Source organism: Tessaracoccus flavus (genome assembly GCF_001997295.1).
Taxonomy (GTDB): domain Bacteria; phylum Actinomycetota; class Actinomycetes; order Propionibacteriales; family Propionibacteriaceae; genus Arachnia; species Arachnia flava.
Genome location: NZ_CP019605.1, coordinates 2615629 through 2635378, shown reverse-complemented (window position 1 = coordinate 2635378; position 19750 = coordinate 2615629). Strand labels below are relative to the sequence as shown.

At 68.4% G+C, this 19750-nt stretch carries 13 protein-coding genes and 1 pseudogene; 9 read left to right on the top strand and 5 right to left on the bottom strand.

Annotation, left to right across the window (positions count from 1 at the left end; translation table 11 throughout):
* The first annotated feature begins 175 nt into the window (after positions 1-175).
* Positions 176-1822 carry a helicase HerA-like domain-containing protein gene (locus RPIT_RS12120; RefSeq protein WP_077343663.1) on the top strand — a complete coding sequence of 549 codons (1647 nt, stop codon included), beginning with the start codon at positions 176-178 and terminating at the stop codon, positions 1820-1822.
* Positions 1823-2026: 204 nt separating this feature from the next.
* On the opposite strand, the gene ngcE is transcribed toward RPIT_RS12120, so the two are convergent.
* Positions 2027-3412 (bottom strand): N-acetylglucosamine/diacetylchitobiose ABC transporter substrate-binding protein, encoded by a 1386-nt coding sequence (gene ngcE, locus RPIT_RS12115; RefSeq protein WP_077343661.1) that lies wholly within the window; start codon positions 3410-3412, stop codon positions 2027-2029.
* A 52-nt stretch (positions 3413-3464) separates the two neighbouring features.
* Positions 3465-4739 carry an aspartate kinase gene (locus tag RPIT_RS12110; RefSeq protein WP_077343659.1) on the bottom strand — a complete coding sequence of 425 codons (1275 nt, stop codon included), beginning with the start codon at positions 4737-4739 and terminating at the stop codon, positions 3465-3467.
* A gap of 71 nt (positions 4740-4810) precedes the next feature.
* Here RPIT_RS12110 and RPIT_RS12105 point away from each other — a divergent pair, with 71 nt between their 5' ends.
* From RPIT_RS12105 to RPIT_RS12095, 3 genes are read left to right on the top strand one after another with little or no spacing between them, the layout of a single operon-like run.
* The gene (locus tag RPIT_RS12105; RefSeq protein ID WP_218121603.1) at positions 4811-5986 is read left to right on the top strand and encodes a DUF480 domain-containing protein; all 1176 of its coding nucleotides are present in this window, start codon (positions 4811-4813) and stop codon (positions 5984-5986) included.
* Positions 5983-6600, top strand: a complete 618-nt coding sequence (locus RPIT_RS12100) for a GNAT family N-acetyltransferase (RefSeq protein WP_077343656.1) — start codon at positions 5983-5985, stop codon at positions 6598-6600. Before RPIT_RS12105 ends, RPIT_RS12100 begins: the two co-directional genes overlap by 4 nt.
* A gap of 50 nt (positions 6601-6650) precedes the next feature.
* Positions 6651-7649 (top strand): Gfo/Idh/MocA family protein, encoded by a 999-nt coding sequence (locus tag RPIT_RS12095; RefSeq protein WP_077343654.1) that lies wholly within the window; start codon positions 6651-6653, stop codon positions 7647-7649.
* Between the two features lie 151 nt (positions 7650-7800).
* Here RPIT_RS12095 and ileS read toward each other — a convergent pair whose 3' ends face one another.
* Positions 7801-10935 carry an isoleucine--tRNA ligase gene (ileS, locus tag RPIT_RS12090; protein ID WP_077343652.1) on the bottom strand — a complete coding sequence of 1045 codons (3135 nt, stop codon included), beginning with the start codon at positions 10933-10935 and terminating at the stop codon, positions 7801-7803.
* A gap of 248 nt (positions 10936-11183) precedes the next feature.
* Here ileS and RPIT_RS12085 point away from each other — a divergent pair, with 248 nt between their 5' ends.
* Both RPIT_RS12085 and RPIT_RS12080 read left to right on the top strand, forming a co-directional pair.
* Positions 11184-12317, top strand: coding sequence for a MalY/PatB family protein (locus RPIT_RS12085; protein ID WP_077343650.1), 1134 nt, complete (start codon positions 11184-11186; stop codon positions 12315-12317).
* Positions 12318-12679: 362 nt separating this feature from the next.
* On the top strand, positions 12680-14143 hold the full coding sequence (locus tag RPIT_RS12080; RefSeq protein ID WP_077343648.1) for an FHA domain-containing protein: 1464 nt from the start codon (positions 12680-12682) through the stop codon (positions 14141-14143).
* 119 nt (positions 14144-14262) lie between these two features.
* Here the strand turns inward: RPIT_RS12080 and dcd are convergent.
* A pseudogene (dcd, locus tag RPIT_RS12075) lies at positions 14263-14837 on the bottom strand (dCTP deaminase).
* Between the two features lie 184 nt (positions 14838-15021).
* Between dcd and RPIT_RS12070 the strand changes: the two are divergent.
* A complete protein-coding gene (locus tag RPIT_RS12070; protein ID WP_077343646.1) occupies positions 15022-16887 on the top strand; it encodes an ABC transporter ATP-binding protein in 1866 nt (621 codons plus the stop codon).
* A 112-nt stretch (positions 16888-16999) separates the two neighbouring features.
* Here RPIT_RS12070 and deoC read toward each other — a convergent pair whose 3' ends face one another.
* Positions 17000-17689 carry a deoxyribose-phosphate aldolase gene (deoC, locus tag RPIT_RS12065; RefSeq protein ID WP_077343644.1) on the bottom strand — a complete coding sequence of 230 codons (690 nt, stop codon included), beginning with the start codon at positions 17687-17689 and terminating at the stop codon, positions 17000-17002.
* Positions 17690-18215: 526 nt separating this feature from the next.
* Here deoC and RPIT_RS12060 point away from each other — a divergent pair.
* Entirely contained in the window at positions 18216-19283 is a 1068-nt protein-coding gene (locus tag RPIT_RS12060) for a YeeE/YedE family protein (protein ID WP_093664926.1), read from the top strand.
* A 24-nt stretch (positions 19284-19307) separates the two neighbouring features.
* Positions 19308-19634, top strand: coding sequence for a sulfurtransferase TusA family protein (locus tag RPIT_RS15820; RefSeq protein WP_093664928.1), 327 nt, complete (start codon positions 19308-19310; stop codon positions 19632-19634).
* The last annotated feature ends 116 nt before the right edge of the window (positions 19635-19750 follow it).

Here is a 19750-nt window from a genome sequence, read left to right as displayed (position 1 = left end):
AGCCTACAGTCGCGGCCCTCACCGAGGGTCCCTGGCCGGGGGATGCGTTGAGCAAGTGAGATGGGTCGACGAAACCAAACAGCGTTACACCGGCGTGTCGCGTCGTTGACCCATCTCATTTGCTCAAGTCACCGACCGCACCGCGCCCAGTCGTTCCGTGTGGGAAAGTAGGGCGGTGAGCAACGACGCATTGATTCAGAAGATCACAGACGGCTACACGTTCGAGGCGCCGGCCGCGACGCTCGGGGTGCTGGTCGACGGCGACCCTGTGCCCGACGCGAAGGTCCGGATCCCGCTCAAGATGTTCAACCGGCACGGCCTGGTGGCCGGAGCCACCGGCACCGGCAAGACCGTCACCTTGCAGGTCATGGCCGAGGCGCTGAGCTCGGCCGGGGTGCCCGTTTTCGCCGCGGACATCAAGGGCGACCTCAGCGGCATGGCCACCCCTGCCGCCGGCAGCGAGAAGCTGCTTGCCCGCACCGAGAAGCAGGGCCAGCCGTGGGAGCCCAAGGCCTTCCCGTGCGAGTTCTACGCCCTGGGCGGCATCGGCATCGGGGTCCCGGTACGCGCGACCGTGTCGTCGTTCGGCCCCATCCTGCTCAGCAAGGTGCTCGGGCTCAACCAGGTGCAGGAGTCCTCGCTCGGCCTGATCTTCCACTACGCCGACCAGGAGGGGCTCGCGCTCCTCGACCTCAAGGACCTGACGGAGCTCATCAAGTACCTCATCTCCGACGAGGGAAAGGCCCAGCTCAAAGGCATCGGGGGGATCTCCACCGCGACCGCGGGCGTCATCCTGCGCAACCTCGTCACGCTGTCCAGCCAGGGCGCCGACGTGTTCTTCGGCGAGCCGGAGTTCGACGCGGCCGACCTCATGCGGGTCGCGCCCGACGGCCGCGGCGTCGTCTCCCTGCTCGAACTGCCCGAGTTGGCAAGCCGCCCGGCGCTGTTCTCGACCTTCCTCATGTGGCTGCTGGCCGACATGTTCGCCGAGCTGCCCGAGGTCGGCGATCTCGACAAGCCCAAGCTCGTGTTTTTCTTCGACGAGGCGCACCTCCTCTTCAACGACGCCTCCAAGGCGTTCCTCGACGCCATCACCCAGACGGTGCGACTCATCCGCTCCAAGGGCATCGGCGTGTTCTTCGTCACCCAGACGCCGAAGGATGTGCCGGACGATGTCCTGGCCCAGCTCGGCTCGCGCGTGCAGCACCAGCTGCGGGCGCACACCCCCAACGACGCCAAGGCGCTCAAGGCGACGGTGTCGACCTACCCCAACTCCGACTACGAGCTGGAAGACGTGCTGCAGCAGCTCGGCATCGGCCAGGCCGTCGTGACGGTCATGAGCGAGAAAGGCGCCCCCACCCCGGTGGCCTGGACGCAGATCTGGGCGCCGACGTCGACGATGGGTCCCACTCCCGAGGACCAGTTGCGCGCGGGCGTCGCCCAGTCCGCGCTGATGGAGAAGTACGGCGAGGCGCTCGACAGGGAGTCCGCCTACGAGGTCCTCACGCGCCAGCTGGAAGAGGGCGCGAGGAAGGCCGAGGAGGAACGCCTCGAAGCTGAGCGGCTCGAGGAGGCCAAGCGCATCGAGGAGGAACTGGAGGCGCTCGAGAAGGAGCAGGCAAAGCGCGAGCGCGAGGCCCTCGCGGAGCAGCGGCGCCTGGAACGCGAGCGCAAGGCGGAGGAGGCGGCGCGTCGCCGCTACGAGAGGGAGAACCCGTCGCTCGTGCAGCAGGTGACGAAATCGCCTGTGTTCAAGGATTTCGTCCGTACCGCGAGCCGCGAGATCGTGCGCGGTCTCTTCGGGACCGGCCGCCGCCGATGATCCCGTCTCCCCGGTGAGCGAGAAGCGGGGGATCCCCAATTCCGTTTCCCCGAGCGTATCGAGGGTGCTGGTCGATGCACGTCCCGAAAGGTGCCATTCAGCGACATGTACGACCACTATGGTCGCGCGTGTCAGCAAACTGACCCTTTCAGAGTGGGTAGAGAGACGCCCCAGTTCTAGGTGAGGGCGACGCCGGTGGCGACCTCAGTCGACGGTGTAGCGCTCGATGTCGGGATCGTTGCGCACCGCGTCGGTCAGGCTCTGCAGGCGCTCGGCAAGGACTGCGGCGCCGTACTCGGCGCGGAGGAAGCCGCGCCAGGCATTGTTGGTCTCCTGGCCGAGCCCGTAGTGCGAGTCGAACCGCCACGTGAAGACATCCTCACCCGCGTCCGCGAGGAGTCGGGTCTGTGACGCGAGCGCCGTCGACTCGACATCCGCAGGGACGCTTCCCCGCACGACCGTGGGGATGAGGTTGGTGCGGGAGAAGTCGGCGGCAGCCTGCTGCGACAGCATGATCCGCAGCAACTCCTTGCCCCCGGCGGGATTGTTCGCCCTCTCGGGTACGAGGAACTGTTCGGTCGGGGCGGAGTGGATGGCGGTGGCCGGGAGGGTCGGGGCGGCGGTAAGGGTCGGGACCGGGGCGACGGTGAAGGCGAAGTCCGCCGACGCCGTGCCCGCCATCTCGTGGGCGATCCACGCCCCGGAGGGGTAGAGGAGGGCCTCCCCGTCGCGGGACCAGCGTTCCTGGGCCTCGAGGTACGGCCCGCCGTCGAGGAGGAATCCCTCCGCCACGCAGAGTTCCAGCTGATCGAGCACCCCGGAGACGGCCGGGTGGAACCAGCAACCCTCCTCCAGGTTGTCCAGCGCCCGACGCACGTCGTGCCCGCCCTCCTTGATGGCGGACGTGATGGCCAGCTCCTGGTAGTAGGACTCGGCCCCCTCTCCCCAGACGAACAGGTACCGACCCTCGCGGCGCGCCTCCTCGCCGAGCTCCAGCAGCGTGTCCCACGTGGCGGGCACGGCCCAGCCGGCCGCGGCGAACGCTGTGGCCGAGTGCCAGAGCCCGTAGACGGACAGGGCGTAGTTGATCGCGATCAGGCGACCGTTGAACGTCCCAGCGTCCAGCACCCCGTGGTAGAGGGTCTCCGCGATCGGGATCCCCTCGAGGTTCTCGGACTCGACGACGTCGTCGAGCGAGGCGAAGTCGTCAGCCATCGACGCGACGCTGAGCTTCCCGACCCCGGAGTTGTCGATGAGGTCGGGCGGGGTGGCGCCGTCGGCGAAGAGGTCGGCCACGGTGCCCGAGATGTCGGTGGTCGGGGTCACCAGCACCGTCACGCCGTCGTACAGGTCGCTCAGCAGTCCGGCGGCGGCCCGCACGTAACCCGTGCCGAAGCCACCGTCGAACACGACGGCCTCCACCCGCGACGGGGTCTCCAGCCCGAACGGCAACGCGCTGGGGGAGGCCGACGGCGACGCGGCGGGAGAACTGGGACCGGACGGCGCCTCAGGGGGGTCCGGCTGGCACGCCACCGCGGCGACGGAGGACGCGGCCAGGGTCGCCAGCACGTGGCGACGGCTGATCTTCACAGAGCCAAGACTAGCCTGCGCCGGGGGCCGCCCCGACCGGCAAAGTGTCCCGTCAGCGGCCGGTTCCGGCGTAGACCGTCGCGGCCTCGTCGGCGTCCAGGCCGAACGCTGAGTGAGAGGCGCGGACCGCGGCGTCGACGTCGTCGGCGCTCACGATCACGGAGATGCGGATCTCGGAGGTGGAGATCATCTGCAGGTTGACGTTGGCCTTCGCGAGGGCGTCGAAGAACGTGGCGGAGACGCCGGGATGCGAGCGCATGCCCACCCCGACGACCGAGACCTTGCCGATCTGATCGTCGTACAGGAGCTCTTCGAAGCCGACCTCGTCGCGGACGGCCTCCAGCGCCTCCATCGCAAGGGCGCCGTCGGTCATGGGCAGCGTGAACGAGATGTCGGTGGCGGCATCGGAGAGGCGCGACACGTTCTGCACGATCATGTCGATGTTGATCTCCTTGTCGGCGATCGCCCTGAAGATTCGAGCAGCCTCACCGACCTTGTCGGGCACCCCGACGATGGTGACCTTGGCCTCGCCGCGATCGTGCGCAACCCCGGTGATGATGGCTTCTTCCATGGCTTCGTCCTTCGTGATCTCGTCCTGGCTCTTGACCCAGGTGCCTTGCTTGTCTGTGAACGAGGAGCGCACGTGGACCGGCACCCCTTCGCGGCGTGCGTACTCGACGCAGCGCAGGTGGAGGATCTTCGCGCCCGAGGCGGCCATCTCCATCATGTCTTCGTAGCCGATCTCGGCGATCCGGCGGGCCGACGGCACGATGCGCGGGTCGGCCGTGTAGACGCCGTCGACGTCGGAGTAGATCTCGCAGTAGTCCGCGCCGAGCGACGCCGCCAGTGCGACGGCGGTGGTGTCGGAGGCACCACGGCCGAGGGTCGTGACGTCCTTGGTGGTCTGCGCGACGCCCTGGAATCCCGCCACGATCACCACGTTGTCCTCGGCGAGCGACTTCTCGACGCGCCCCGGAGTGATGTCGATGATGCGCGCGTTGCCGTGCGTGGGGGTGGTGATGATGCCGGCCTGCGATCCGGTGTAGCTGACGGCGTCGACGCCGAGGTCGCTCAGCGCCATGGCCAGGAGCGCGGCGGACTGGCGCTCGCCCGTGGTGAGCAGCATGTCCAGCTCGCGCGATTTCGGCCGCGGCGATACCTGCAGCGCGAGGTCCATCAGCTCGTCGGTGGTGTCGCCCATCGCGGAGATGACGATGATGACGTCGTGCCCCTCGCTGCGGGTTCGCGCGATCCGGCGGGCGACCCGCTTGATCGACTCGGCGTCCGCCACCGACGATCCGCCGAACTTCTGAACAATGCGTCCCATGAAACCTCCTGATGAACCGCTCACCAAGGATAGGTCCACCGGCGCGGGACCGCGCGGGTAATCTCAGGCAGGTGACGACGCTGCCGATCCTTTCCCCCGAAGAACAGCGCGTGCTGGGCTGCCTCCTCGAGAAGCAGATCACCGTGCCGGATTCGTACCCGCTCACCATGGCGGCGCTGCGCACCGCCTGCAACCAGAAGTCGAGCCGCGACCCGGTGACGGACTACGACGAGCGGACCGTGCAGGACACCGCGCGGATGCTCAAGGACCGCGGCCTCGTCCGCGTCACCTGGCTCGACTACGGCAGGCGCACCCTGAAGTACGCGCAGACCGCCGTCGAGGCGCTCGGCCTCGCCGACGACGAGCGGGCCCTGCTGACCGTCCTCCTCCTACGCGGACCGCAATCGCCCGGGGAACTGAAGACCCGCGCCGACCGGATGCACGAGTTCGACGACCGGGGCGAGGTCGAGGCAGTGCTGCAGCGCATGGCAGCGCGCGAGGAGCCGCTCGTCGCGCGGCTCGAGCGCCGGCCCGGCCAGCAGGATCACCGCTGGGCGCACACGTTGGGTGAGGCACCGGTGGACGCCCCTGCGCCCGCCGTCGACCGCGAGCAGGTGCTGGCCGAGGGATCCGAGGCGCGCGACCGCACGGTCGTCGAGGCCTACGACGCCGTCGCCGAGGACTATGCCGACGCCTATGGAGGGGTGGCGAAGCCGTTCGAGCGCTGGCTGCTGACCCGCGTGGCGGAGCTGGCCGGGCCGCATCAGCTGGCCGACGTCGGCGCCGGCCCCGGCGACGTCACCGCCTTCCTGGCCGAGGCCGGAGCGGCACCGACGGGGTTCGACGTGTCGCCGCGGATGGTGGAGGTGGCCCGGCAGAGGCACCCGGAGTTGGACTTCGAGGTGGGCGACCTGCGCCGCCTGCTCCGCCCCGGCACGGCCGCCGGGTGGGGCGCCGTCGTCAGCTGGTTCTCCCTCATCCACCTCGCGCCCAGCGAACTCACCCCCGCGGTCCGCGGGCTGGCCGAGACTCTTCTCCCCGACGGCGTGCTCGCGCTGGCCGTCAAGACCGGCAACGCCGTCGAGCAGCGCAGCCAGTGGCTGGGCCACGACGTGCGGATCGCGCAGGTGCTCCACGATCCGTCGGCGGTCCTCGGCGCTGTCCGCTCAGCCGGACTGACCGACCTGGAGGTCTACCTAACCGGTGAGGGGCAGGACCGGCTCTACGTGATCGGCCGACGCGAGTGAGCCCGACCATCAGACCGGCCACCAAGGATGATCTCCCGGCGGCCTCTGCGCTGTTCGGTGCAGCGTTCGAGACCACGCCGCAGTGGCGCTGGATGATCGAGGACGACGAGGCCAGGCACGCGGTGCTCCCGTCACTACTGCGCTCGACCCTCGCCCAGGGCCTCGCCCGCGGGCGGCTGGTGGTGGCCGACGACGACGGCGCACTGGCCGGCGTGGCGTGCTGGATGGCGCCGGGTAAGTGGCGGGTGCCGGCGTGGCGCGGTGCGACGTCGGTGCGCGAGGTCATCCCGCACGTCCGGTCGGGGGCGCTGCTGGGCTTCATCGAGCGCGGCAGGGTTGTCGACGGGGCGGCCAAGGCCGCCCATCCGGCGGAGCCGCACTGGTACCTCGGTGGGGTGGCGGTGGCGCCGTCGGAGCAGGGGAGAGGGCTCGGCGCACAGCTGATCCGCGAGGGCCTCAGCCACACGGGACAGCTCCCGGTCTATCTCGAATGCGAGGAGGGACTGGCGCACTACTACGAGACGTTCGGATTCCGCCGACGCCACCGCATCGATCCGGGTGGTGGGGCGCCCGCGCAGGCCGGGATGTGGCTCGAACCTGACTTTGGTACCTAGCGGGAGCCTGAATCGCCACAACCGACGGCTGTCGGGGCTAGCCTGAAGGCATGAATACCGTTCGCTGGGGCATCGTTGGGACAGGCGCCATCGCCCACGGCGTCGTAGGCGACTTCCAGTTCGTGCCGGGGGCTGAGCTGGCCGCCGTCGCTTCGCGGACCGAAAGCAAGGCCAAGGACTTCGCAGACCAGTACGGCATCCCCGGGGCGTTCGGCTCCTACCGTGCGATGCTGGAATCCGACGACGTCGATGTGGTCTACATCGCCACCCCCCATCCGCAGCACCGGGATATCGCGCTGGCAGCTATCGACAACGGCAAAGCCGTGCTGGTGGAGAAGGCCTTCACCGCGACTCTCAAGGGCACCCAGCAGGTGGTGGACGCCGCTCGCGCGAAGGGCGTGTTCGCCATGGAGGCCATGTGGACCCGGTTCCTCCCGGTGGTGGCGGCCGCCCGCGAGGTGGTTGCCTGGGGCCGCATCGGCGATGTGGTCGGCGTGCAGGGCGACCTCTATGCCTACCGCGAGTACCAGGCCGACCACCGGCTCTTCGCGCCCGAGCTGGGCGGCGGGGCGATCCTGGATCTGGGCGTCTACGTCGTCAACTTCGCGCAGGCGTTCCTGGGGGATGTCAAAGAGATCGACTCCCGCGCTCGTCTCTACCCCACTGGGGTGGACAAGGCCGTCACGATGAACCTCGTCCACGCGGCGGGCGGGCTGTCGTCGCTCACCTGCGGCTTCGACGGCCATGGCCCCGGCCGCATGATCGTCGTCGGGACGAAGGGGTGGATCGAGGTCGAGCCCCGGTTCCACCATCCGTCGATGATCACGGTGCACCGCAACGGCGTCCTGCCGCGCATCATCGAGGCGCTGCCCACCGGCCGCGGCTACAGCCACGAGTTCGCCGAGGTGACCGCCCGGATCGCGGCGGGCGAGACCGAGTCGCCGACGATGCCCCTGCGCGACACCCTCGAGGTGATGAAGGTCCTCGACAAGTGCCTCCACCAGGCGGGGATCACCCAGCGCGAGGCCGACGTCGATCTCGGCCCCTAGTTCCCTGAGCTTGTCGAAGGGTAACGGCCCCGTCCCCTTCCGCCGCCCGTGACACAAGGGCGGCGACAACGGGCACGGCCGTAACCCTTCGACAAGCTCAGGGAACGAGGACGACAAGCTCAGGGACCGATTCGACGCGCGCCGAGCGGCGTCAGGCCTTCGCGAGGTGGATCGTCAGGCCCAGGTCCTCGTCGACGTCCGTCGGGTCCGCCACGGCCGCCGTCTCCAGCTCCACCGCGAGCACCTCGTCGGCGATGAGCTGCCGGTGCGTCTCCACCGCCTCGGCGAGCTGACCGTCGGCCTCCACCGTCAAGACGATGCGATCCGAGACGTCGAGACCGTGCCGCTTGCGCGCCTCCTGGACGAAGCGGATCACCTCGCGGGAGAGGCCGGCCAGGATGAGCGCTGGGGTGAGCTCCAGATCGAGCGCCACCGTCTCTCCCTGCTCGTTGACCACCGACCAGCCCTCGCGGGGGCGCTCGCTCAGGATCACGTCGTCGGCGGTGAGCTCGATCGTCTCCCCGTCGAACTCGAACTCGGCCCGGCCCTTGTCCCGCAGCTCGCCGGCCAGCCAGGCCGCGTCGAGCTCCGCGATGGCGCCCGCCACCAGCGGCGTGCGCTTGGCGAAGCGCTTGCCGAGGTTGCGGAAGTTGCCCTTGGCCGAGTAATCGACGAGGTCGCCGGCGGACGCGAAGGATTCCACGGTCTCGACGTTCAGCTCCGCCTTGATCTCGTCGGTCAGCGCGGGGGTCAGCTTCTCGAAGATGGCGGTGGGCACCAGCATCCGGCTGAGCGGCTGGCGGATCTTCACCTTCGACTCGGCGCGCGCAGCGCGACCGAGCTCGACGGCGCGGCGCACCACCTCCATGGACTCGATGAGCGAGGCATCGATCAGCGACTCGTCGGCCGTCGGCCACGAAGCCAGGTGCACGGAGCTCGGACCCTCGGGGTTGGCGGCGTGGAAGAGGTCCTGCCAGACGCGTTCCGTGGTGAACGGCATGATCGGCGCGAGCAGCCGCGTGACGGTGTCGAGAGTCTCGTGCAGCGTCCACAGGGCGTCGTCGTCGCCGGCCCAGAAACGGCGACGGGAGCGGCGAACGTGCCAGTTGGACAGGGCGTCGACGAAGTTCGCCAGCAGCGTGCCGTAGCGCTGCGTGTCGAAGTTCTCCAGAGCGTCGGTGGCCTCCAGTACCAGCTGGTTCGTGACCGACGTGAGCCACCGGTCCAGCACGTGGCGCTCGGCGACCGCGGGGGCGTCGCCCGACGGCGTCCAGTCTGCGGCCCGTGCGTACAGGGAGTGGAAGGCGACGGTGTTCCAGTAGGTCAGCAGGACCTTGCGGACCGTCTCACCGATCGCCTGGTGGCCCACGCGACGGGCCGCCCAGGGCGATCCGGAGCACGCCATGAACCAGCGCACCGCGTCGGCTCCATGCTGATCCATGAGCGGGATGGGAAGCAGGATGTTGCCGAGGTGCTTGCTCATCTTGCGGCCGTCGTCGGCCAGGATGTGGCCGAGGCACACCACGTTGCGATAGCTCGACTTGCCGAACACCGCGGTGCCGACGGCCATGAGCGAGTAGAACCAGCCGCGGGTCTGGTCGATGGCCTCGCAGATGAAGTCCGCCGGGTAGCGCTCGGCGAAGACGTCCTCCGAGCCCTCCGCGTGCGGGTAGCCGAACTGCGCGAACGGCATGGCGCCGCTGTCGAACCACGCGTCGATGACCTCGGGGACGCGGCGCGACTCCTTGCCGCAGGTGGGGCAGTCGAAGGTGATGTCGTCGACGAAGGGACGATGGGGGTCCAGCTGGCTCTGGTCGGTGCCGGTCAGCTCCGACAGTTCGGCGCGCGAGCCGACGCACACCTGGTGGTCGTCCTCGCAGCGCCAGATCGGAAGCGGCGTCCCCCAGTAGCGGGTGCGGGACAGCGCCCAGTCGATGTTGTTGTTGAGCCAGTCACCGTAGCGCCCGTGCTTGACGTTGTCCGGGTACCAGGTGGTCGCCTCGTTCTCGGCGAGCAGCTCGTCCTTCAGCTGCGTGGTGCGGATGTACCACGACGGCATCGCGTAGTAGAGCAGCGCGGTGTGGCAGCGCCAGCAGTGGGGGTAGCTGTGCACGTAGTCGAGCACCCGGAACATGAGCCCGCGTCGCTCGAGGTCCTCCACGAGCACCTTGTCGGCATCCTTGAAGAACATCCCGCCCACCAGCGGGACGTCTGCCTCGAACTCGCCGGTCTTGGTGATCGGGTTGACGAACGGCAGGCCGTACGCGCGGCACACAGCCATGTCGTCCTCGCCGAAGGCGGGGGCCTGATGGACGAGGCCCGAGCCGTCCTCGGTGGTGACGTACTCGGCGAGCACGACGAAGTGGGCCTCGCCCTGGAACTCGACGAGCTCCAGCGGGCGCTGGTAGCCCCAGCGCTCCAGTTCCCTGCCGAGGAAGGAGTCCGTGAGCGTCCACTCCTCGCCCAGCACCTGCTCGGCGAGCGGTTCAGCGATGAGCAGCGACTTCTGCTCGGGATGGGTCGCCACCCGGTAGGTGACCTCGGGGTGCGCGGCGACGGCGGTGTTGCTGACCAGCGTCCACGGCGTCGTCGTCCAGACCAGCAGGTCGACGTCGCCGGCGAGCGGGCCGGAGGTGAGCGGGAAGCGCACGTAGATCGAGGGGTCGGTGACCTCCTCGTAGCCCTGCGCCAGCTCGTGGTCGGAGAGCCCGGTGCCGCAGCGCGGGCAGTAGGGCGCCACCCGGTAGTCCTCCTCCAGCAGCCCCTTGCCGTGGATCTGCTTGAGCGCCCACCACAGCGATTCGACGTACTGCGGCGTCATCGTCACGTAGGCGTCGTCGAGGTTGACCCAGTAACCCATCCGCTCGGTGAGTTCGGTCCACTCGTCGACGTGGCGCAGCACGGAGGAGCGGCACTTCGCGTTGAACTCCTCGACGCCGTACGCCTCGATGTCGGCCTTGCCGGAGAACCCGAGCTCCTTCTCGACGGCGAGCTCGACGGGCAGCCCGTGGCAGTCCCAGCCGGCCTTGCGTTCGACGTGGTAGCCCTGCATCGTCTTGAACCGCGGGAACATGTCCTTGAACACGCGCGCCTCGATGTGGTGGGCCCCCGGGGTGCCGTTGGCCGTGGGCGGGCCTTCGTAGAACGTCCAGGGCTCGCCGCCCCGGCTCTGCTCAAGGGACTGCGCGAAGGTGCCGCGCTCTTCCCAGAGCTTCAAGATGTCGTGCTCAAGAGCCGGGAAATCCACTTGCGCGGGCACGGCCTTGTAACCGGGGGAGCTGGTCATGGCGGTCCTTCTCATCGTCGTCGTCGCTGATGAGGGACGAGCTGGAAGCCCGCGGTACCACCCTCGTTGGGCGCGGCTGCGCCCCACTTGATTGCTGCCGCAGCCGGGTCTAGTGAGCGAGGTTCCCTCGCCGTTCTTCCGGCAGCTCCGAGGTGATGGCCTCATCGACGCCGTGCGGACTGGCCCATTATGCGCCAAGCCGACGCGGCACCCCAAACGGACGCCCGCGCGGCCGATAGCCTGACCGCATGGCCATCTTCAATGTTCCGCTCACCGAACTGCAGCAGCGACGCACGATCAAGTGGCGACGCTTCGAACCGGACGTGCTGCCGATGTTCGTCGCCGAGATGGACGCGCACCTCGCTGCACCAGTCCGGGAACGACTGGAACGGGCTCTCGCGATGGGCGACACCGGGTATCCCCAGCTGCCCGACTACCAGGAGGCGTTCGCCGACTTCGCTCAGTGGATGTGGGGCTGGAGCATCGAGCCGAAGCAGTTCAAGCTGGCCACCGACGTCGTCACGGGAATGCGCGAGGCCGTGCTGGGGCTCACCGCGCCCGGCGACGCCGTGGTGATCAACCCGCCGATCTACCCGCCGTTCCGCATGGTGAGCCCCGACCGCCACCTGGTGGAGGTGCCGCTCGGCGACGACGGCCGGCTCGATCTCGACGGCTTGGCCGAGGCCTTCGCGCGCCCTGAGACCACCGCGTACCTCCTGTGCTCCCCGCACAACCCGGCGGGCACGATCCACACGGTCGACGAGCTCACCGAGGTGGCCAGGCTGGCGAGCGAGCACGGCGTCGCCGTGATCTCGGACGAGATCCACGCGCCGCTGGCCGGCTCAGCCCACACCCCGTACCTGCAGGTGCCGGGTGCGGCCAACGCGCTGGTCGTGACGTCGGCGTCGAAGTCGTGGAACCTGGCGGCTGTGAAGGCCGCTCTGGTGATCGGCGAGCACGAGCTGCTGCGGAAGCTGGCGGGCACGATGCAGGACGGCGCCAGCTACTTCGGCATCCTGGCCCACTCCGAGGCGCTCTCGGAGGGCCGCGCATGGCTGGCGCAGGCGCAGTTGGAGATCGACGCCAACAAACGGCTCTTCGCCGACCTTCTCGCCGCGCGGCTGCCGCAGCTGTCGCACGAGCCGTCCGAAGGCACGTACCTGGCGTGGCTCGACTGCTCCGCGCTGGGTCTGGAGAACCCCGGTGCCCACTTCCACGAGGTGGGGCGGGTGCGGTTCAACCTCGGCAGCGAGTTCTCGCCCGCGCACCAGCAGTTCGTCCGGGTCAACCTCGCAACATCCCCGGCCATCATCGAGGAGGCCGTCGACCGCATGGCCCGCAGTCTCGACGGCGCCCCGCTCGGTCGCAGCGCCAACGGGTAGCCCCAAACGCCAACGGGTAGCCCCAAACGCCAATCGTTAGCTGGGAACGCCAACGGATAGAGGCAAACGCCAACGGATGCGGGAACACGCCAACCGCTAGACCGAGACGCCCCCGAGACTCAGCGACGCCCCGGATATATCGTCGGCGTCGCTGGGTCTTGGCGGCGAATCGCCTTATCAGTTGGCGTTATGGGCTGCGGGTTGGCGTGTTCCCCTATCCGTTGGCGTTTGTGCGCTTGTGGTTGGCGTTCCCGGCTACCGGTTGGCGTCGGCGTCTCCCGGTGGCGTTTCGTCTGTCGTGTTGGCGTTCGTGAGGTGAGGGTTCCCGTGCGGATGAGCGCTCGGGCTCGTACGCTGGCAGGGTGCGGCCCACGTGGGGCCGCACCGTCGCGAAGGAGGAACGACAGATGGTGCCCATCGCAGCTTGGAGGGTGACGTACACCCCGGGTGACTGGCTTGTTCTGGCCGGACCGACCACGGCGGTGGTCATGCTCCCGGCACCGTCGCGCGCGACGGCGGTCATCACGGAGCTGTGGGAGGACATCGTCCAGGCACGGTCGCTGGATGCGTTGCTCAAGTGCGTCGCCGACCTGGGACTCGACCGCATGCCCGACTTCGCGGCCTTCCACTGGGACAGCGACGGTCTGCACGGACTCACGCGCGGACTGGTCAAGGTGCTCGACGATCGGTCGGGCGAGACAGTCCTCGACGGTCGGGGCACCGTCACCTGGCGCGAAGAGCATTTGGGAGGGGAGCGCCGACTCCGCGTTGATCTGGGGTCGGGGGAGTCGCCCGATTCGGTGCAGCTTCCGCTCCTGGTGGGGGCCGCGACCGTGTCGTCGCTCACCCTCTCCACAGACTCCGATGACCTCGTGCGCTTTCCGTCCGCGGAGGGCACCGGGCTTCTCACACCCCTGGCGATACTCGACGACGCTGGCGATGAGGGGCAGGACGCTGACGAGATGGACCTCGCCGAGGCCAGCCCCGCAGCTGTCGACGACGATGCGTTCGACCACGAGCACGATCCGTACGACGACGACCATGATCCGTATGGCGACGAGGTCGATCTGTATGACGACGAGCCGATGTCCCAGCCGACCCCCTTCGCCGGCTTCTCGCCCATCCCGCCGCCGGCCAGTCCCGACGCCGACGAGCCCTTCCTGGCACCTCCGTTCGCGGCTGGGCTGAGCCCCGTCGCCGTGTTCGACGAACCGGCATCGCTCTCCTCGCCCTCGGCCGAGCACACCCTTGCCGCGCCCCAGTCAGATGAGGAGGACGACTCCGACCTCATCTTTTCGCTTGGCAGGTCGGCCGCAGCTCCCGATGCGCCGTTCAGCTCGGGCACCCCGGCGGACGCGCCCGCGCAGCCGGGCGGAGTGCTCGTCGTGACGTGCCTCAACGGACATCCGAACGAGCCTGGCGCTCGCCTCTGTCGGATCTGCATGGGTCCGGTGGACTCGAGCCGGGCCCAGCGGATGCCCCGTCCGGAACTCGCCGCCGTGCACACCACCCAGGGTCAGTTCGCCGAGGTAGGCGAGGGGGTCATCATCGGTAGGGCACCCGATCCGGCCAAGGGCCCGGCGGGGGCGACCGTGCTGAGGGTGACCAGCCCCAGCAACGACATCTCCCGCAGCCACCTCCTCGTCACGACCAGCGGCTGGTCCGTGCACGTGACGGACCTCAACTCGACCAACGGCACCACGGTGCTGCCGGTCAGCGGGCAGCCGTTCGCGCTGCGTGAGGGCGATTCGGTCGTCGTGGAACTGGGGACGGTGCTTGATCTGGGCGACGGGGTGTCGGTGCGGATCGAGCCGCCACGCGCCTGACCCAGCGCATCCCTTTCGGCTTCCGTTCGTCCTGAAGAATTGACTCGCCAGGCTCGTATAGCCGTCAGGACCTCATTTTCTCAGGATGAACGGGAGACCGCAGGGCTGCGGGGCGTTCCTTAGACCTCGGTGCGGTGGAAGTTCTGGAACGACCTGGACGCCGTCGGGCCGCGCTGACCCTGGTAGCGCGATCCGTACTGCGCCGAACCGTACGGATGCTCCGCCTCGGAGGTGAGCCTGAAGAAGCACAGCTGGCCGATCTTCATACCGGGGAAAAGTTTGACCGGCAGCGTCGCCATGTTGCTGAGCTCGAGCGTCACGTGCCCGGAGAACCCCGGGTCGATGAAGCCCGCCGTCGAGTGGGTGAGCAGACCCAGCCTGCCGAGCGAGGACTTGCCCTCCAACCGCGCCGCCACAGAGGTGCCGAGCGTCACCAGTTCGTAGGTCGACGCCAGCACGAACTCCCCGGATGGAGGATGAAGGGCTCAGTGGGGGACACCTCGATTAGGCGGGTCAGTTCGGACTGCTCCTGCGACGGATCGATCGAGGGGTAGCGGTGGTTCTCGAACACCCGGAAGTACTTGTCGAGCCGCACATCGATGCTGGCGGGCTGGACCATCTCCGGGTCCCAGGGGTCGAGCCGGATGTGGCCGTCGGCAACGTCGGCGCGGATGTCACGATCGCTCAGAAGCATGGAACGTGAGCCTAATGCCCCAGACGCTCCGCGGCCGCTGGTCTCGCGGGCATGGCGCGCCCAGCCGATTCGGGTGCCCTGGCCCAGGGAATAGACTCGGCCCGGGCGTGGTTGTACTCCTGGTCGGCGCCGTTGTTGACCGGGCGGCCCCAGCCCCAGCAGAAGGGGCATCCAGGAGCGGCTTATGAGTGTCGGACGAGGCATGGGCGGGGGCCGGATGATCGGCCGTCTCGCCGCAGATCCCGAAATCACCCACCACAAACTTGACCGCGGCACCGCCCGCAGAGTCATCGCCTATGGCGCACCCTTCAAGGGCCTCATCATCATCTTCATGCTGTCGGTCATCGTCGGCAGCGCGCTCTCCGTAGCGCCTCTACTTCTGTTCCAGCGCATCATCGACGACGGCGTACTCGCGGGCGACATCGAACTAATTGTCTGGCTCGCGCTCGCTGTGGCCGGGATGGCGCTCGGCTCCGCGGCGATCAGCCTCGTCGAGCGGTGGTGCTCGGCGCGCATCGGTGAGGGCCTCATCTACTCCATGCGAACGCAGATCTTCGATCACGTCATGCGCATGCCCATCGCCTTCTTCAGCCGTTCGCACACGGGCAAGCTCGTCTCCCGACTGCAGTCCGACGTCAACGGCGCGCAGCAGGCGTTCACCTCGACGTTGTCGACGCTGGTGAGCAACTCCGTCACGCTGGTCCTTGTGCTCGGTTCCATGCTCGTGCTGAGCTGGCCGCTCACCCTCGCCGCGCTCGTTCTGCTGCCGTTGTTCATGGTCCCGGCGCAGCTCGTGGGCCGGCGGCTGGCAGATCTGTCCCGCAACCGCATGCAGCAGCAGGCGGAGATGTCGGCGACGATGACCGAGCGCTTCTCCGTCTCGGGGGCCCTACTGGTGAAGCTGTTCGGCGACCCCGCCACCGAGCATCAGCAGTTCGCCCGGCAGGCACGTGACGTGGCGGACTCAGGGGTCAAGATCGCCATGGTGTCGCGGACCTTCATGACCGCGATGGCGCTGGTGGGAGCACTCGCCACCGCCATGTTCTACGGTTTCGGCGGCGTCGCCGCGGTGCGCGACCAGCTCACCGTCGGAACCCTCACCGCACTGGTGGCCCTGCTCGCCCGTCTCTATGGACCGCTCATGCAGCTCAGCAACCTGAGGGTCGACATCATGACGGCGTTGGTCAGCTTCGAGCGTGTCTTCGAGGTGCTCGACCTCGAGCCTCTCATCGTCGACGCACCGGACGCCGAAGAGGTCGACGGCCCACCAAGCGTGGTCTTCCGGGACGTGTGGTTCACCTACCCCGATGCCCACCAGGTCTCGCTCGCCTCACTGGAGCCGACGGCGGCGCTGGGGGAGTCGTCGCCGGACCCCGTGCTCCGCGGGGTCACGTTCGAGGCGCTGCCTGGGCAGACCGTCGCACTGGTCGGCCCGTCCGGCGCGGGAAAGACGACGATCACCCACCTGCTGTCACGCCTCTACGACGTCGACTCAGGCGTCGTGGAGATCGCCGGGAAGGATGTGCGCGGGGTGCAGTTGCAGTCGCTGCAGGAGCAGATCGGCTACGTCACGCAGGACGCGCACCTGTTCCACGACACCATCGAGGCGAACCTCCGCTACGCCAAGCCCGGAGCCTCGCAGGAAGAGCTCTGGGCGGCCCTGGAGTCCGCGCAGATCGCACAGCTGGTCCGTCGCCTCCCCGACGGTTTGAACACCGTGGTGGGGGAGCGCGGCTACCGCCTGAGCGGGGGAGAGCGTCAGCGCTTCGCGATCGCGCGGCTGCTGTTGAAAGCCCCGCCCATCCTGGTGCTCGATGAGGCGACGGCGCACCTGGATTCCGAGTCGGAGTCGCTGGTGCAGGACGCGCTGGACAACGCGCGGGAGGGGCGCACGTCCATCGTCATCGCGCATCGGCTGTCGACGGTCCGCCACGCGGACCAGATCCTGGTCGTCGAGGCGGGCAAGGTCGCCGAGAGCGGCACGCACTCCGAACTCCTCGCGACGGGCGGCCACTACGCGACGCTTTACGCCACCCAGTTCGCCGAGTGAGCCCGGATCAGCGGGTGAGGGCAACGGGTTCGTCCTGGGAAAATGACGTGCCAGCGCACATAGCGGCGTGGAGGCACATTTTCTCAGGGCGAATCACGAGGTTCCGCGAAGTTCAGTAGCCGCCGTCGCCCTCGTCGTCGATCTCGACGCCGTCTGCGCCGTCGAGGACCGCGCGGGTGCCGGAGAGGCCCAGGCGGGTGGCGCCAGCCTCGACCATCTCATTGGCGGAGGCGAAGTCGCGGATGCCGCCGCTGGCCTTGACGCCGAGACGTCCGCCGACGGTGTCGGCCATGAGCTTGACAGCGTGGGCTGAGGCGCCGCCTGCGGGGTGGAAGCCGGTGGAGGTCTTGACGTAATCGGCTCCCGCGGCCTCCGCGGCTTTGCAGGCTGCCACGATCTCGTCGTCGGTCAGGGCCGCCGACTCGATGATCACCTTCAGCAGCCCGGTGGTCGCCTCTCGTACGGCCCGGATCTCCTCTTCGACGGCGTCCGCGCGACCCTCCTTGAGCAGACCGATGTTGATGACCATGTCGATCTCGTCGGCGCCCAGCTTCGAGGATTCCGCGGCCTCGGCGGCCTTGGCGGCCGCCGTGTGGTTGCCCGACGGGAAGCCGCAGACGGTGGCGACCTTGACGTCGCCGAGTTCGTCGGTGATCGGCAGCATCGAGGGCGACACGCACACGGAGAAGACCCCCAATTCGCGGGCCTCGGCGACGAGGGCCGAGACCTGGGCGCGGGTGGCGTCGGTCTTGAGGAGCGTGTGGTCGACCATCTGCGCGAGCGCGGAGCGGGTGATCTGCATGGGAAAGTCCTTTCCAGGTAGAGCGACGATGCTACTCCGGGCAGCTGACGTTGGAGGGGGAGTGGCTGCGCAGACGCCCAGTCAGTGGAAGCTCCTCCCGCTTCCGTCCCGCCTCTGGGACAAGAAGGCGCAAGGACGGCAGGAATTCTGACTCGCACCGAATATTCCGGACGTTCTCCACTGGCGAACGGATTAACAACGCCACGCGGAGAAACGGTCAACCCGGGTTGTCCACGCGGAATTGGCGTCGAAACTCGATCGCATCATGTGGCAGCATTCTGCGCATGAGCTTGATTCCGGCCCGCGCCCGTTGGTTCGGCCGCGCGTGCAGAGACATCTGCGGATGTCGCTGTTGTCGTCGCTCGATGCGCTGACCCCGCGAGGGTCAAGGCTGCGGGGCACTCACCACGACGCGTGAGCCCCCCAGTACCTCCGGGGTAGATCTTCCCCTTTTGCTTGGCATTGTCTTCAATGCGAATTCTTCACGTCGTTTCTTCCATGCCCTTTTCACACTCAAGGATTTCCCATGATCATTTCTGGTCTCGCTATCGGGCTTCTGCTCGGCTTTGTTTTCCAACGGGGGCGCTTCTGCGTCACCGGCGCGTTCCGCGACGTCTGGCTGAGCGGCTCCAAACGCTGGCTGACAGCGTTCCTCCTCGCGATCCTCGTTCAGGCTGTCCTCGTCCAGGGGCTGCTCGGTCAGGACCTCATCGTCGCCAAGGTGCCGGCGATCGCCTGGCTCGGGGTCATCGGCGGTTCGTTCCTCTTCGGCATCGGCATCGTGCTGGCGGGTGGCTGCGCCACCGGCACCTACTACCGCTCCGGGGAGGGCCTCATCGGGTCGTGGATCGCCCTGGTCTTCTACGCCCTGCTCGCCTCATTCATGAAGTACGGGGCGTTGCAGCCCGTCACGACTGCGGCGCTGGCCGACAAGACCGAGCTCACCACCATCCACGACTCTCTGGGGATCAGCGCATGGCTGCTCGTCCTCGTGCTCGCGGGCGTCGTCGGCTGGCTGGTGTGGACGCAGCGGGTTGCGCGCCAGGTGGTGGCCCGTCCGGCGGCCCGCCGGTCCGGCCTGGCTCACCTCCTGCTCGAGCGTCCGTGGAGCCCCTACGCCTCGGCCATCCTCGTCGGCGTCATCGCCGCGGCTGCCTACCCGCTCTCGAACGCCACCGGCCGCAACTCCGGTCTCGGCATCACCACCCCGTCGGCCAACATCGTCAACTTCCTGGCCACCGGAGACGCGTCCCGCATCGACTGGGGCGTGCTGTTCGTCCTCGGCCTCATCCCCGGCTCCTACATCGCGGCCAAGCTCGCGGGCGAGTTCCGGCTCCGCGCTCCCGACGCGCCGACCGCCATCCGGGCCATCGCGGGCGGCTCCCTCATGGGCGTCGGTGCCGCGATCGCAGGTGGCTGCACCATCGGCAACGCCCTGGTGCAGACCGCTCTGTTCAGCTACCAGGGCTGGACCGCGTTCCTGTTCACCTTCCTCGGCGTCGGCTTCGCCGCCCGCTTCTTCGTCCAGACCCATCGCCGCGCTGGGGCGCAGGCCGTCCCCGTGGCCCCCAGCGACCTTGTCCGCGCCAACTGATCCGACTCATCCCAAGGACACGCCATGAGCATCTTCTCCCGTTTCACCAAGCCCCTCATCGCCCAGCCCGCCGAGGCCCCGGGAGGGTCCGTCACTGCCGTCGAGGATCGTCCGGACGGCTCCGGCCGTCAGTACCGCCTCGACACGATCGGTCAGGTCTGCCCCTTCCCGCTCGTCGAGGCCAAGCAGGCGATCAAGAGCCTCGACGTCGGCGACGAGCTGATCATCGACTTCGACTGCACCCAGGGAACGGACTCCATTCCGCACTGGGCCGCTGCCGCGGGCTATCCCGTGACCAACTTCGAGCAGGTCGGCGACGCCACGTGGACCATCACGGTGCAGAAGGCCTGATCTCAGATACCCCTCACCAGAATCGTGCAGGGCGCCCCCGACCCATCAGGGTCGGGGGCGTTGATTCGTGCCAGCGCCGCGAGTCGCTCCAACTGCTTGAGCCATCTCCCCGCTGA